General features: G+C 71.4%; 11 protein-coding genes. 7 read left to right on the forward strand and 4 right to left on the reverse strand.

Annotated features, from left to right (window positions below):
* Nucleotides 1-4 precede the first annotated feature (4 nt).
* On the forward strand, nucleotides 5-1,081 hold the full coding sequence (locus IE295_RS30700) for an acyl-CoA dehydrogenase family protein (RefSeq protein ID WP_190067059.1): 1,077 nt from the start codon (nucleotides 5-7) through the stop codon (nucleotides 1,079-1,081).
* A gap of 412 nt (nucleotides 1,082-1,493) precedes the next feature.
* A complete protein-coding gene (locus tag IE295_RS30705) occupies nucleotides 1,494-1,970 on the forward strand; it encodes an ATP-binding protein (RefSeq protein ID WP_190067060.1) in 477 nt (158 codons plus the stop codon).
* Nucleotides 1,971-2,245: 275 nt separating this feature from the next.
* Here the strand turns inward: IE295_RS30705 and IE295_RS30710 are convergent, their stop codons facing one another.
* Nucleotides 2,246-3,172 carry a cyclase family protein gene (locus IE295_RS30710; protein WP_190067061.1) on the reverse strand — a complete coding sequence of 309 codons (927 nt, stop codon included), beginning with the start codon at nucleotides 3,170-3,172 and terminating at the stop codon, nucleotides 2,246-2,248.
* 119 nt (nucleotides 3,173-3,291) lie between these two features.
* Between IE295_RS30710 and IE295_RS30715 the strand changes: the two genes are divergently transcribed.
* The 5 genes from IE295_RS30715 to IE295_RS30735 all read left to right on the forward strand — a co-directional run bounded on the left by IE295_RS30715 (nucleotide 3,292) and on the right by IE295_RS30735 (nucleotide 9,282).
* The gene (locus IE295_RS30715; protein WP_190067062.1) at nucleotides 3,292-4,203 is read left to right on the forward strand and encodes an SDR family NAD(P)-dependent oxidoreductase; all 912 of its coding nucleotides are present in this window, start codon (nucleotides 3,292-3,294) and stop codon (nucleotides 4,201-4,203) included.
* Between the two features lie 25 nt (nucleotides 4,204-4,228).
* The gene (locus IE295_RS30720; protein WP_190067063.1) at nucleotides 4,229-5,392 is read left to right on the forward strand and encodes an acyl-CoA dehydrogenase family protein; all 1,164 of its coding nucleotides are present in this window, start codon (nucleotides 4,229-4,231) and stop codon (nucleotides 5,390-5,392) included.
* On the forward strand, nucleotides 5,389-6,852 hold the full coding sequence (locus tag IE295_RS30725) for an aldehyde dehydrogenase family protein (protein WP_190067064.1): 1,464 nt from the start codon (nucleotides 5,389-5,391) through the stop codon (nucleotides 6,850-6,852). The genes IE295_RS30720 and IE295_RS30725 overlap by 4 nt, the downstream gene beginning before the upstream one ends.
* Before the next feature lie 88 nt (nucleotides 6,853-6,940).
* On the forward strand, nucleotides 6,941-8,014 hold the full coding sequence (locus IE295_RS30730) for a Zn-dependent alcohol dehydrogenase (RefSeq protein WP_190067065.1): 1,074 nt from the start codon (nucleotides 6,941-6,943) through the stop codon (nucleotides 8,012-8,014).
* Nucleotides 8,015-8,277: 263 nt separating this feature from the next.
* Entirely contained in the window at nucleotides 8,278-9,282 is a 1,005-nt protein-coding gene (locus IE295_RS30735; RefSeq protein WP_190067066.1) for a hypothetical protein, read from the forward strand.
* 33 nt (nucleotides 9,283-9,315) lie between these two features.
* Here IE295_RS30735 and IE295_RS30740 read toward each other — a convergent pair whose 3' ends face one another.
* From IE295_RS30740 to IE295_RS30750, 3 genes are all read right to left on the reverse strand, one after another.
* Nucleotides 9,316-9,969 carry a flavin reductase family protein gene (locus IE295_RS30740; protein WP_224323501.1) on the reverse strand — a complete coding sequence of 218 codons (654 nt, stop codon included), beginning with the start codon at nucleotides 9,967-9,969 and terminating at the stop codon, nucleotides 9,316-9,318.
* Nucleotides 9,970-10,069: 100 nt separating this feature from the next.
* Entirely contained in the window at nucleotides 10,070-10,945 is an 876-nt protein-coding gene (locus tag IE295_RS30745; protein WP_190067067.1) for an enoyl-CoA hydratase/isomerase family protein, read from the reverse strand.
* A 16-nt stretch (nucleotides 10,946-10,961) separates the two neighbouring features.
* Complete coding sequence (locus tag IE295_RS30750; protein WP_190067068.1) at nucleotides 10,962-13,181, reverse strand: acetate--CoA ligase family protein; 2,220 nt, start codon at nucleotides 13,179-13,181, stop codon at nucleotides 10,962-10,964.
* Nucleotides 13,182-13,198 lie beyond the last annotated feature (17 nt).

Below are 13,198 nucleotides of genomic sequence, written 5' to 3' on the forward strand. Positions count from 1 at the left end.
GACCATGGATTTCCGGCTGAGCGAGGACCAGCGGGCTCTGCGGGCGGGAATGCGCGATCTCCTGGTGGCACGATTTCCCCGCGAGAAGCTCCGGGAGTCGGCCGAGGCCGATCCGGCGAAGCGGGCGCCTCTCGACCGGGCCCTGTGGCGGGAGTTGGGCGAGATCGGGGTGTTCTCCCTGCGCCTTTCGGAGAAGGAGGGAGGCGCCGGTCTCGGACTGCCCGAAGCGGTCCTCGTCTTCGAGGAAGCGGGCCGCGCCCTGCTGCCCGGGCCGCTGGCCGCCTCGCACCTCGCCGCGGGACTCGTGTCCGGCGCCGCCGACGGTACGACGGTGGTGACGGCCCTGGAAGGGGCCGGGCTGGCCGAGCATCTCGACTCGGCCGACGCCGTGCTGCTGTGCGAGGGTCCGACCGTCCGGGCGTTCCCGGTGGGAGACGGCGCGGGCCCTTTGGCTACGGCCAGGCCCTTGCGCTCGGTGGACCCGACGACCCCGCTCCATCACCTGCCGGAGGCTCATGAGGTCCCCTGTGGGGCCGAAAGAGCGTCGCGCACAGGCAGGTTGCCCGTGGCCGGCGCTTCGGCGACCGCGACCGCCGCTGCGGTGGACCCCGGCCGCCTGCGTGCCGAGGCGGCGCTGCTGACCGCGGCCCAGCAACTCGGCAGCGCGGCCCGCACCCTGGAGATGGCCGTTGCCCACGCGAAGAGCCGCACCCAGTTCGGCCGGCCGATCGGAGCCTTCCAGGCCGTTCAGCACCTCTGCGCGCGCATGCTCGCACGTACGGAAATCGCACGCAGTAGCGTCTACGCCGCCTCCTTGGCGATGACGCTCGGTGACATATCCGGGGCCAAACTGCTCGCTGATGAGGCTGCTGTCCGTAATGCCCGTGACTGTTTGCAACTGCATGGCGGCTTGGGTTTCACCTGGGAGGCCGATGTCCATCTCCATCTGAAGCGGGCGTGGGTCCGGCAGGCGCAGTGGCAGTCGACGGAGAGGGCCGAGGAGGCCCTGGCGGCGGCACTTCTGGAAGGCGCAGGGGATTGCATGACGGAAACCGCGAACCGGGTGAATGGCGCTGTGTAATCGGTGTGGGTGAATTACCGCCTTCCACCCGATAAATGATCACTCTGCGTCGATATCGACTTGTATTCTTCGCGCAACTCGTCACAGTGTGGAGTCGGCCCGGACCTCGGGTACTCTCCGTCGGGTGCGAGTGGTTCAAGGATGGAACAAAGTCGGTGCGGCCGGAGCGGCGGCACCGAGTGCGGTGAAATCCCTTGCTCGCCATGTTCCGGGGCGTGGAACGCCCCTCTGTTCGAGTCCCCGCAGCGCGCGTCGCACAGTATGCAGTACGCATACTCCTTTGCGCCGGAATATGCCCGAAGCGCTTGTTGGGGTAACTGTACGTCAACCATGCTGTCCTCGAAGGGGGTCACGTTCTGTGATCCCTTCGGGACGCGAGGCGTTGTGTCCGCCGGTTCGGATGGTGTGAGCGGTGCAGGTGCTTCAGATGCAGATGGAGGTTCGGGCCGACCCCGCGGAAGTGGGGCGGGCTCGTAGGTGGGCGCGGTCCCGGCTGGCCGGGTCGGGCATAGGGGCCGACGAGCCGCTGGCCGAGACCCTGATCCTGCTGATCTCCGAGCTGGTCACCAACGCCGTGGTGCACACGGGCTGCCCCGCCGTGCTGCGGATGCTCCTCCCCGGTGCGGCCGGCCCCGCCGGCGCGGCGGCCGGGGGCGTGGGAACGGTCCGCGTCGAAGTGGCCGACGTCAGCACTCGTGCGCCGCGACGACGCAGGGCGCAGGGCGACGAGACCGGGGGCAGGGGCCTGGAGTTGGTGGACGGGCTCGCCGACCGCTGGGGCTGGCACCGCGAAGGTGCCGGCAAGCGCATCTGGTGTGAGGTCGATCGCGGGGAGCCGTGCTGGAGTGGCACTTTTGAGCCACAACACGCCGCGACAAATCGGGCTTAGTCGACAAAGTCCAGACCAGGTGTTGACGTGAAGTGGTCACGTGATCACCCTTGGATGCAGCGATTCGTTGCGAGGGGACGTCGAGAGGCCCGTCTGTCCGGGCTGCTTGGCGAGTGCGGGTCGCGATCCGGCGTGACAACAGGGCTCAGGCGCCGGAGCTGGGTGGCGGCGCACGGTGCCGTGCTCGGGGTGCGCATCTGTGCGCCGCCGCCCGCCCGTCTTCCAAGCGGGCCCGGGAGCCCGCGTGATGGTGGCCGTGCGCGGGTGCGGCTCCCTCAGAAGACCGCCACCGGCGCCACCGGCGTTCCCGTCCCGCCCACGAACGGCTCCGGCATCGCCGCCAGCAGGAACGCGTAGCGCCCTGATGTGGCGCAGGCCTCGGAAAGTGCCTCCAGGTTCCAGTTCTGACCCTGCGGCATGCCCATCTCGACCAGGTCGAGCGCGTGCACGGGCAACCACAGGTTCTCGATCTCCGGCGGGAAGATCTCGAAGGTGAGGGTGTCGTTGGCGACGGCGGCGACATCCCGGGCGTGGAACCACTCGGGCGTGCGAATCGAGAGGCCGGGCGAAGGATAGGCGTACGCCTGCTTGTCACCCGCCAGGTAGTGCTGGATCTGGCCAGTGCGCACCAGCACGATGTCGCCGGGCCTCACGGTCACCCGCGCCAACTCTTCGGCCGCTTCCAGGTCCTCGGGCGTCACGGCGTGATCGCCGTCGAGCCGCTCCACCCCCCTGGCGCGCGCCACGTCCAGCAGGACGCCGCGCGAGACGATGTGCCCGGCCTTCTCGACGCCATGGAACGCGGCACGCCCCTGGGCAGTGATCGAATCCGCGGGCCGGCCGTTGTAGAGCCTGCCGCCGTGCGACACATGGGAGAGGCCGTCCCAGTGGGTGCCCGCCTGAAGGCCCATGGTCACGACGTCGTCGCTGGTGGCGATGGTCCCCGGCCCGAAGAACTCCGCGTTGACCGCGACCATCGTGTGCAGGGGGTTGACCCTGCCGGGGATCAGCCCGGTCTGCACGCCGTCCTGCTGGAGCGGCAGGGCCAGCGGGACGCGGCGCCCGCTGGTGACCGTCGATGCGGCGGCCCGTACGACCTCGTCCGTGATGAGGTTGAGCGTGCCGATCTCGTCGTCGTCCCCCCAGCGGCCCCAGTTGTTCAGCCGTTTGGCCAGCTCGTGGAACTCCGCCGGTAATGACATCGATTCCTCCCGCAGTCGTGACGGTGTCGGCCGTTTTCCGCTTCTCCAGGTCTTGTGCTCGGGACCGCCCTGCTCAAAAATCTAACGGTCCGTCAGAAAATGCGGGAAGGGGGCGCGCCATGGTGAACTTCCTGGCCGGCAAGGTGGTCGCCGTCACCGGAGCGGGGCGGGGCATCGGCCGGGCGGTGGCCCTGGCCTGCGCCGCCGAAGGCGCCCGTGTCGTCGTGAACGACTACGGAGTGTCGGTCACGGGCGACGAGCCCACGAGCGAAGTCGCGACGGCCGTGGTCAAGGAGATCGAGGCCGTGGGCGGCGAGGCGGTCGCCGTCGCCGACGACGTCTCGACCATGGCCGGCGGCCGGCGGATCGTCGACACCGCGCTGGCCCGGTACGGACGGATCGACGGTGCCGTATGCGTGGCAGGCATCCTGCGCGAACGCATGCTCTTCAACATGACCGAGCAGGAGTGGGACGCGGTCGTCGCCACTCATCTCAAGGGCACCTTCACCGTCTTCCGTGCCGCCTCCGAGGTGATGCGCAGGCAGCGTGGCGGCGCCCTCATCGGCTTCACCAGCGGCAACCACCAGGGCAGCGTCTCCCAGGCCAACTACGCCGCGGCCAAGGGCGGCATCATCTCCCTCGTGCGCAGCGCCGCCCTGGGCCTGCACAAATACGGGGTGACGGCGAACTGCGTGGCCCCCGTGGCCCGTACGCGCATGTCCGCCAACGTCCCCATGGAGCTCAAGGAGATCGGCGAGCCGGAGGACGTGGCCGCGCTGGTCGTCTACCTGCTCAGCGAGCGCGCCCGTCAGGAAGGGATCACCGGCCAGGTCTACACCGTGGCCGGACCGAAGATCGCGGTCTGGGCTCAGCCCCGCGAACTGCGCGCCGCCTATGCGGAGGGCACCTGGACCCCCGAGCGGATCGCCGGGATTCTCCCGGGGACGGTCGGCACCGACCCGATGCCCATGCTGGACAAGCTGGGGGCGATGGCCGACGCGGCCGCCGCCGGCGAGCGTCCCAACGCCTGAGACCGCGGACGGCGAAGGAGTAGGGATGGACTTCGCATTCGGACCGGAGGACGAGGCGTTCCGCCACGAGGCGCGTGCCTGGCTTGCCGAGCACCTCGCCGGCGACCCGCCCCCTGCCCCCGGCCGTGCCTGGGAACGCGAACTGGGCACAGGCGGCTGGATCGGCCTCGGCTGGAACGACGCCCACGGCACGTACGGAAACCGGACCGCGACCCTCAGCGGGCAGGTCGTGTGGGCCGAGGAGTACGCCCGGGCCCACGCACCTGCCCGCCTCGGCCACCTCGGTGAGAACCTCCTGGCCCCCACCCTCCTCGCCCATGGTGACGCCGCCCAGCGCACCCGCTTCCTCCCCGCCATCGCCCGCGGTGAGGAGCTGTGGTGCCAGGGCTACAGCGAACCCGGCGCCGGCTCGGACCTCGCCGCCGTACAGACCGTCGCCGTCCGGGCCGACGGGGGCGGTGCGTACCGGATCAGCGGGCAGAAGACCTGGACCTCCCATGCCCACGAGGCCGACTGGTGCTTCGTGCTGGCGCGCACCACCCAGGGCTCACGACGCCATCACGGACTCTCCCTTCTTCTCGTGCCGATGGATCAGCCCGGCCGGATCGAGGTCCGCCCCATCCGGCAGCTGTCGGGGGACGCCGACTTCAACGAAGTGTTCTTCGACGGCGCCGAGGCCCGCGCCGAGCACCTCGTCGGCGGGGAGGGCAACGGCTGGCGGGTCGCACTGGGCCTCCTGGCGCGCGAGCGCGGCGTGTCCACCCTCGCCCAGCAGATCGGCTTCGCCGCGGAGCTGACGAGGGTGATCCGGCTCGCCGTGGGGACCGGTGCCGCAGAGGAGCCGGCGGTACGGGACCGGCTCGTACGGCAGTGGGCCGAACTGCAGACCATGCGCTGGCACGCCCTGCGGACCCTGGGGGGCGACGGCGAACCGGGGGCGCCCAACGTGGCCAAGCTGCTGTGGGCCGGATGGCACAGACGGCTCGGCGAACTGGCGATGCAGGTGCGCGGCGCGCCCGCCGTCCTGGGACCGGACGACTGGCACCCCGACAGGCCGTACCGACTGGACGCCCTGCAACGGCTGTTCCTCTTCAGCCGAGCCGACACCATCTACGGCGGCTCGGACGAGATCCAGCGCGGCATCATCGCCGAGCGCGTACTCGGCCTGCCGAAGGAGGCCCGGCCATGACGACGTACGGCCACTGGATCGCCGGCGCGTGGCGCGCGCCGGAAAAGGGGCACTATCCAATTGTCAATCCGGCGACCGAAGAGGTCGTCGGGGAGGCCCCGGAGTCGACTCCCGCCGAAGTCGCCGACGCCGTGGCCGCCGCGCAGGCCGCGCAGAGCGGCTGGTCCCGTACCGATCCGCGCGAGCGCGCGGCCGTCCTGGACCGGATCGCTGATCTGTTGTCGGAACGCAGAGGGGATCTCGTCCCCCTTCTCCAGGCCGAGACGGGCGCGACCCTCCGCGTCGCCAGGAGCCTGCAGGTGCTCCCGGCGGTGGACCGCTTCCGGCGCTACGCGCGGGGCGCCATAGAACCGGACGTCGTCCCGCTCGCGCCGTGGCCCGTCCCGGCCGGACCGCTGGCTCCCGGCGGCCTGATGGGCGCCGCCGCGGCCCGGCGCCCGGTGGGCGTCGTCGGCTGCATCACCTCCTACAACTTTCCGGTCGTCAATCTCGCGGGCAAGGCGGCCCCCGCCCTGGCCATGGGAAACACGGTCGTCGCCAAGCCGGCCCCGCAGGACCCGCTCTCCTGCCTCGAACTGGGCCCCCTCTTCCAGGAAGCCGGTTTGCCGGACGGGGTGTTCAACGTGGTCACCGGCTCGGGCCCGGACGCCGGCGAGGCGCTCGTCGCCCACCCCGGCGTCGACATGATCAGCTTCACCGGCTCCACCGGCGTGGGAAGGAAGATCGCCGAGGCCGCGGGGAGGTCGATGAAGCGCACCCTGATGGAGCTGGGCGGCAAGGGCGCGGCCATCGTCCTGGAGGACGCCGACGGCAAGGTGCTCGAGTCGGCGATCGGGGCGGTCGGTTCGGTCTGGTCCTTCCACAGCGGGCAGGTGTGCACAGCGCCGACCCGGGTGCTCGTCCATCGATCGCTGTACGAGCGGGTCGTCACCGGTCTGCAACGCTACGCCGGGGCACTGACAATCGGGAGCCCTGTGGATAACTCCACGATCGTCGGCCCGCTGATCTCCGCCGCGCAGCGCGATCGCGTCGAGGCCTACGTCGCCGGGGCCCGCGACCAGGGCGCCCGGATCCTCGCGGGCGGCAGTCGCCCAGCCCTCCGGCCCGGCTTCTACGTGGCCCCGACGCTCATCGCCGACGTCACGCCCGAAATGGCCGTCGCCCGCGAGGAGATCTTCGGGCCCGTCGTCGTGGCCATGTCCTTCGACGACAAGGACGAGGCGGTCCGTATCGCCAACGGGACCGCGTACGGCCTCTACGACTATGTCTTCAGCGCCGACACCCGTCGCGCCTGGGAGCTCGCCGCCAGGCTGCGCAGCGGAAACGTGGGCATCAACACCATTCAGCGTCACCCCGAGACGCCCTTCGGCGGCTTCAAGAACAGCGGTATCGGCCGCGACGGCGGTTCCTTCGCCCTCCACGCGTACAGCGAACTCCAGTCGCTCGTCTGGCCGTCCTGATCGCCCGGCCGCTCCGGGTCGGCCGCGCCGCCCGCATCCCTCGTCTCTGCCGTCCCGTCCACCCAGCTGCCGGAGAGGACAACCATCCATGCGAGGCGTCATCTTCGACGGCAAGTCGCCGCAGGTAGTCGACGATCTGGAGGTCCGCGATCCGCGTGCCGGCGAGGTACTGGTCGCCGTCGCCGCCGCGGGTCTGTGCCACAGCGACCTGTCGGTCATGGACGGCACCATTCCGTACCCCGTGCCCGTTGTTCTCGGTCACGAGGGAGCGGGTGTGGTGGAGGCCGTCGGCCCGGGCGTCACGCACGTCACGCCAGGCGACCGCGTCGCACTGTCCACGCTCGCCAACTGCGGCGCCTGCGCGGACTGCGACCGCGGGCGGCCCACCATGTGCCGCACGGCCATCGGCAGGCCCGGCAGGCCGTTCTCACGGCGCGGCGAGAGGCTGTTCCAGTTCGCGTCCAACTCCGCCTTCGCCGAGCGCACGGTCCTCAAGGCCGTGCAGGCGGTCAAGATTCCTGATGACGTACCGCTGCTCTCGGCGGCTCTCATCGGCTGTGGCGTCCTGACGGGTGTCGGGGCGGTCCTCAACCGCGCCCGCGTGGGCCAGGGCGAGTCCGTACTCGTCATCGGTGCGGGCGGCATCGGGCTGAACGTCCTGCAGGGCGCGCGGATCGCCGGGGCCTCCACCGTCGTAGCCGTCGACGTGGACGCGGGAAAGGAACCTCTGGCCCGCCGCTTCGGCGCGACGCACTTCGTCGACGCCTCCGCCGTTCCCGACGTCCCGGCCGCGGTGCGGCGGATCCTGCCCACGGGCGTCGACCACGCCTTCGAGTGCGTCGGCGACACCCGCCTCATCCGGCAGGCGGTCGATCTTCTCGACCGGCACGGCCGGGCGGTTCTGCTGGGTGTGCCGCCCGCCGACGCCGAGGCGTCCTTCCGCGTCTCCTCGCTCTATCTCGACAAGTCGATCCTGGGCTGCCGCTACGGCTCCTCCCGTCCGCAGCGCGACATCGCGCTCTACGCGCGGCTGTACCGCGAGGGCCGGCTCCTGCTGGACGAGCTGATCACCAAGGTCTACCCGGTCGAGGATTTCGATCGTGCGGCGGCCGAGGTGAACAACCCTTCGGTGGCGCGCTGCGTCCTCTCCTTCGACCGGTAGCCAGGGCTCCCCGTCGTGTGATCCCTGCCGCAGTTTTCGCGGAGGCCGCTGCCTGAGTGCGGGGTGGGCTCGTAGTGTTGCCCGAGCCGCCCTGATTCGGGTCAACTCGGATCATTCGGTAAGAATAGGCCGTCCGGACGGCCCTTTTGTGCCATCCGGACTCACAGTCGGTGGGCCTGTGAGCACCGAGCGCTGTCTCGGATTGCTCGCATCGGAACCTCTCGACCTCTGGGGGACTCATTTCGGGAGAGGGAGGGGCGGAGATGACACAGCAGGCCGATCCGCATGTGATACCGGACGACGCGGCGGACGCCGCGTCCGCCGAGTGTTGTGCCAAGTCCAAGCGCGCGCCGCACGGCGACGGCTTCGGTGCCGCGTTCTGCGCCTCGATGGCCGCACTGTGCGCGGAAGCCGTCATCGGCGGGACCGCCGGCGTACTGGTCATGCTCTCCCGTGAGCACGACGACATTCCGGGGAACGTCCTGCTGCTCATCGCCATCGCGCTGGGTGTGCTGCTCCTGACCGTGCTCGCCAGCGGCTTCGTCACCGCTGCCGTCGTGATGCCCGCCCTGGCGCTGGCCCGCAGGTTCGCGCGTGGCCGCGGCGGGACCGTGGGGCTGTGGTGGAACGCCGGTGCCGTACCCGTGGTCTCGGCCGCGACGGTGGCGGTGTTCGGTGCCGTGGCGGCGCTCGGCAGCCACTCCTTGGCGCGGCCGCTCACGTACCTCCTGTGGTGGGGTGTGCTCACTGCCGTGCTGCTGCCCGCGGCCCTGGCCGGCCGGGCCGCCGTCCGGCGCGTCCGCGAGGACCGCTCGGGGAGCGTGGCCCGGAGGGTGATGCGCGACGGCCTGCTGGCATGGCTGGCCGTCGGCGCGCTGGGCGCGGGGGCGTACGGCACGGGTCTGGTGAGCGTGTACGAGCCGCCGCGGCTGGCATCGTCGGACCTCGCCGGCGTCTGGACCGACGGCCGTGGGGGCACGGTCAGACTGGCGTCCGGCGGGAACGCGGTGGCCGAGGGGCTCGACAACTTCGTCTGGGACGGCACGGGCAAGGACAGGCCGACGGACTGCTACGGCTCGGGCACCTGGAAACCGGTCAAGGCGGACGGCAGGGTGCAGGGCGTCTCGCTGAGGATCGGCGCCTGCGACCTCACGCGCCAGTGGAGCGTCACCGGTACGCAGAAGGGGCCGCGGATCTATCACGAGGTCGGCAAGCCGGGCTCCGGCAAGCGGTACGTGCTGACCAAGGTGGTCAGGCACCCGAAGTAGCGGGAGGAAGCCGGGGCTTCCGCGTCGCTCGGCTCAGCCGTCGTACGTTCCGAACGCGTCGAAGGCGCCGAACGCGCCCCGGTGGAACAGCAGCGGGCCGGCGTCCGCCGCGCTCGGATCGGCTCCGAGGGCCTCCACGCGGCCGACCACGATGAGGTGGTCCCCGCCGGTGTGCACGGCGTGAATCGTGCAGTCGACCCAGGCCGGTGCGTCCGCGAGCCTCGGCGAACCGGTCACCGGAGACGGCTCGTGCGCCACCCCGGCGAACTTGTCGGCTGTTTGCGAGCTTCTGGTTGCGAAACCTCTGCAGAGGTCCTTCTGCCCGGAGCCGAGGATGTTGGCGCAGAAGACTCCGGCCCGCGCGATGCGCGGCCAGCTCGTCGACGAACGGCCCACCATGAACGCGACGAGCGGCGGGTCGAGGGACAGCGAGCAGAAGGACTGGCAGGCGAACCCCGCAGGGGGTTCCCGGCCTTCGCCCGGCGCGGTGATGACGGTGACCCCGCTGGCGAAGTGGCCGAGGACGTTCCGGAATTCCTCCGGCGTCGGCGGGGGCGGCTCGTCCGCCCGTACGGCCCGCAGCCGGGGCCGGGGCGAGGGGTCGCGGGGCTGGGCGGTGCGGGCCGGTGAGCCCGTGGACCGCAGACAGCGCACCGCGATGGCCGCCATTCCGGCGTGTCCCATCATGCGGCCCATTGAATCCGATGCGCCATGAGATCGGAACCCTTCCGGCACGCGCCGGCCCGCGCCGGGACCGGTCAGGGCCGGCGCGTCGCACGGCGTACGTTCAGCGCCCCCGGAACGCGGCGTCGCGCCGCTCCACGAAGGCGATGACGCCCTCGGCCGCGTCCGCCGTCGCCGCGTTGATCTCCTGCGCGGCCGCCTCGGCGGCGAAGGCGGCCGCCCTGTCCACGTCGAGGGAGGCGTTGACCAGCTGCTTCGTCAGCGCGAGCGCTCGGGTCGGGCCGCTCGCCAGCCGTTCGGCCCAGGCGCGGGCGGTCTCGGCCAGCTCCTCGTCCGGCACCACGCGATTGACCAGCCCGAAACGTTCCGCCTCGGCGGCGGAAAGGGTGTCGCCGAAGAACATCAGCTCCTTCGCGCGTCGCGGCCCGACGAGCCGCGGCAGGAGATAGGCGCCGCCGCCGTCGGGGACCAGGCCGCGGCGCACGAACACCTCGGTGAACCGCGCCGATTCCGCGGCCAGAACCAGATCGCAGGCGAGCGCGAGATGCGCCCCGAGCCCTGCCGCGGCGCCGTTCACGGCGGCGATCACGGGCTTCTCGCAGTCCAGCACCGCGCTGATCAGCCGCTGGGCACCCTCCTTGATCATGCGGGCCACATCGCCGGGTACGCGCTCGGCGAGCCCGGAGGCCGGGGCCGCGCGCAGGTCCGCGCCGGAGCAGAAGCCCCGGCCGGCACCGGTGATGACCACCGCTCGCACGGCCTGGTCGGCGGAGTCGTGGGAAAGCCGGGAAATCAGGTGTTCGCGCTGGTCGGAGGTGATGGCGTTGAGCGCGTGGGGCCGGTTGAGCGTGATCCACGAGACCCCGTTGTCAGTGGTGTGCAGTACCAATGACTCAACGGATTCGGTGGACGTCGCGGACCCGTCGGCTTCGCCGTGTCCACCGGAGCCGGCGGTTGTCTCACGGGGGGAGAGGCTCATGGGAAGGCTCCTTCGATCAGCGACAGAACGCCAGCGCGTCGAGGGCCACGGCGCCCTGCCCTCGCTCGAGCACCACGAGGGGATTGATGTCGAGTTCGGCGAGGCCGTCGAGCTCGAGCGCCATGTGCTGGACGCGCAGGACGGTCTCGACGAGGGCGTCCACGTCGGCCGGGGGAGCCCCTCGGACGCCGTCCAGCAGGGCCCGTCCACGGAGTTCGCCGATCATCGCCCGCGCCTGGCCCTCGTCGAACGGCGGTACGCGTACGGCGGTGTCGGCGAGGACCTCCACCAGCACACCGCCCAGGCCCGCCGTCACCGTGGGACCGAAGAGGCTGTCGTGGGTGATGCCCACGGCCATCTCGACGCCCGGGCCGACCATCTGGCAGACGAGGACGCCGTCCAGGGGAAGGTCTTCGTAGCGGGCGATGTCGGTGAGCTCGCGATAGGCGTCGCGCACCTGGCTGGCGGAGGTCAACGCGATCTTTACGAGACCGAGTTCGGACTTGTGGGCCAGCTGCGGTCCCGAGGCCTTCATGACGACCGGGTAGCCCACCTGGGCCGCCGCTCGCACGGCCGCCGCGGCGCTGGTCACCAGCTGTTCACGGGGCACGCGGATGCCGTAGGCGCGCAGGAGTTGCTTCGCCGCGTGTTCACTGAGCTGCTCGCCCGGGCGCAGCAGTGCCTGCGCCTTGCGCGCCGAGGGGGAAAGGGAGCGGGGCGCGTCGTCGAAGGGGGAGCGGTAGCCGGCCGTGAAGCGGTGGTGATCCAGATAGGCGCGGACGGCCGTGACGCAGTTGGAGAAGGTGCGGAAGGTGGCCACGCGCGAGGAGCCGAGGAGGGTGGTGCGGTAGGCGTCCTCGGTACCGACCGGCGAGCCCCACACCACGCAGACCAGCTTGTCCGTGGTCTCCGCCGCGTCGACGAGGTCCCGTACGAGCCGGTCGCTCAGGGGCGGGAAGGGCCCGGTGACGGGGCAGACGAGGACGCCGACGGCGGGGTCGGCGAGCAGGGCGTCGATGATCTTGCGGCCGCGCCAGTCGCCGACGGGGTGACCGCCGTTGTCGACGGGGTTGGCCACGCTCAGGTAGCCGGGTATCCACTGGTGCAGCTCGCTCTGCTTGCCGGGCGACAGGACGGGCAGTTCGAGGCCGGCCGCCGTGGCCAGGTCCGCGAAGTGGGCGCCGGTGCCGCCGGAGATCGAATACACGGCGACGCCCGTGGCCCGGGGCGGCCGGGCGCGGGCGAGAAGGGCGGCGGTGTCCTGGAGCTCGTCCAGGCCGTCCACCCTGATCACGCCGAACTGCCGCATGGCGGCGTCCACCACGTCGTCCGCTCCGGTCAGTTTGCCGGTGTGGGACGCGGCGGTGCGGGCGCCGGTCTCGGTCCTGCCGACCTTGACGGCGACGACCGGCACCTTGTGACGGGCGGCGCGGTCGGCGGCGAGCAGGAAGGCCCGCCCGTCCTTGAGGCCCTCCACATAGGCGGCGATCGCCCCGACCTCGGGCCGGGTGGCGAAGTAGGAGATGAAGTCGGCGCATTCCAGATCCGCCTCGTTGCCGGTCGGGGCCCAGTGGGAGAGGCGGATGCCCAGTTCCTGGAGGGCGAAGACCGGCCGGCCCTGGTGGCCTGACTGGGTGATCAGGGCGATCGCCGGGCCCTCGAGATCGTCGCGGAAGTGCTCGAAGGCGTTGAGGTTGGTGTTCGGGCCGAGGAGGCGGATGCCGGTGCGCCGGACGGCCGCGGCGAGCCGTGCCTGGGCGGTGGCGCCCTCGGCGCCGGCCTCGGCGAATCCGGAGGCGAAGGCGACGGCGAACTTGACCTTGCAGTCGGCGAGTTCCTCGATGACGGGGGTCGGGTCGCCGACGAGGAGGACGGCGAGATCGATCTGCTCGGGCAGATCGCGGACCGAGGGGTGACAGGGGAGGCCGAAGACGGTGGTCCGGGTGGGGTGTACGGGGTGGATGCGGGCGCCGACGCGCCCGGCCCAGGCGATCAGTTGGCGGGTGATGCCGGTGTTGGGGCGGCCCTCGGTCTCCGAGGCGCCGATGACGGCCACGGTCTCCGGCCGGAAGAACCGGTCCAGGTCGGGGACGTCCGACCGCAGTGGACGCCCGCTGACGTCCACGTCCTCGGCGGCAGCGGTGCCGTGGACCACCGGGCCGGGGCGATTGCCGCAGGCCACCACGCGGGCCGGCCGGGAGGTGGTGGTGAGGGTGCCGTGAGTCGATCCGAGCATCGTTCTCGCCCACTCCT

It is taken from the genome of Streptomyces griseocarneus (genome assembly GCF_014655595.1).
In the GTDB taxonomy this organism is placed as follows: Bacteria; Actinomycetota; Actinomycetes; order Streptomycetales; family Streptomycetaceae; genus Streptomyces; species Streptomyces griseocarneus.

What these genes read in the sequence shown, in the direction of transcription:
- IE295_RS30700 (WP_190067059.1), top strand. Translation starts at nt 5, where the DNA reads ATGGATTTCCGGCTGAGCGAGGACCAGCGGGCTCTGCGGGCGGGAATG.
- IE295_RS30710 (WP_190067061.1), bottom strand. Translation starts at nt 3,172, where the DNA reads ATGTCATTACCGGCGGAGTTCCACGAGCTGGCCAAACGGCTGAACAAC.
- IE295_RS30715 (WP_190067062.1), top strand. Translation starts at nt 3,292, where the DNA reads ATGGTGAACTTCCTGGCCGGCAAGGTGGTCGCCGTCACCGGAGCGGGG.
- IE295_RS30720 (WP_190067063.1), top strand. Translation starts at nt 4,229, where the DNA reads ATGGACTTCGCATTCGGACCGGAGGACGAGGCGTTCCGCCACGAGGCG.
- IE295_RS30725 (WP_190067064.1), top strand. Translation starts at nt 5,389, where the DNA reads ATGACGACGTACGGCCACTGGATCGCCGGCGCGTGGCGCGCGCCGGAA.
- IE295_RS30730 (WP_190067065.1), top strand. Translation starts at nt 6,941, where the DNA reads ATGCGAGGCGTCATCTTCGACGGCAAGTCGCCGCAGGTAGTCGACGAT.
- IE295_RS30735 (WP_190067066.1), top strand. Translation starts at nt 8,278, where the DNA reads ATGACACAGCAGGCCGATCCGCATGTGATACCGGACGACGCGGCGGAC.
- IE295_RS30740 (WP_224323501.1), bottom strand. Translation starts at nt 9,969, where the DNA reads ATGATGGGACACGCCGGAATGGCGGCCATCGCGGTGCGCTGTCTGCGG.
- IE295_RS30745 (WP_190067067.1), bottom strand. Translation starts at nt 10,945, where the DNA reads ATGAGCCTCTCCCCCCGTGAGACAACCGCCGGCTCCGGTGGACACGGC.
- IE295_RS30750 (WP_190067068.1), bottom strand. Translation starts at nt 13,181, where the DNA reads ATGCTCGGATCGACTCACGGCACCCTCACCACCACCTCCCGGCCGGCC.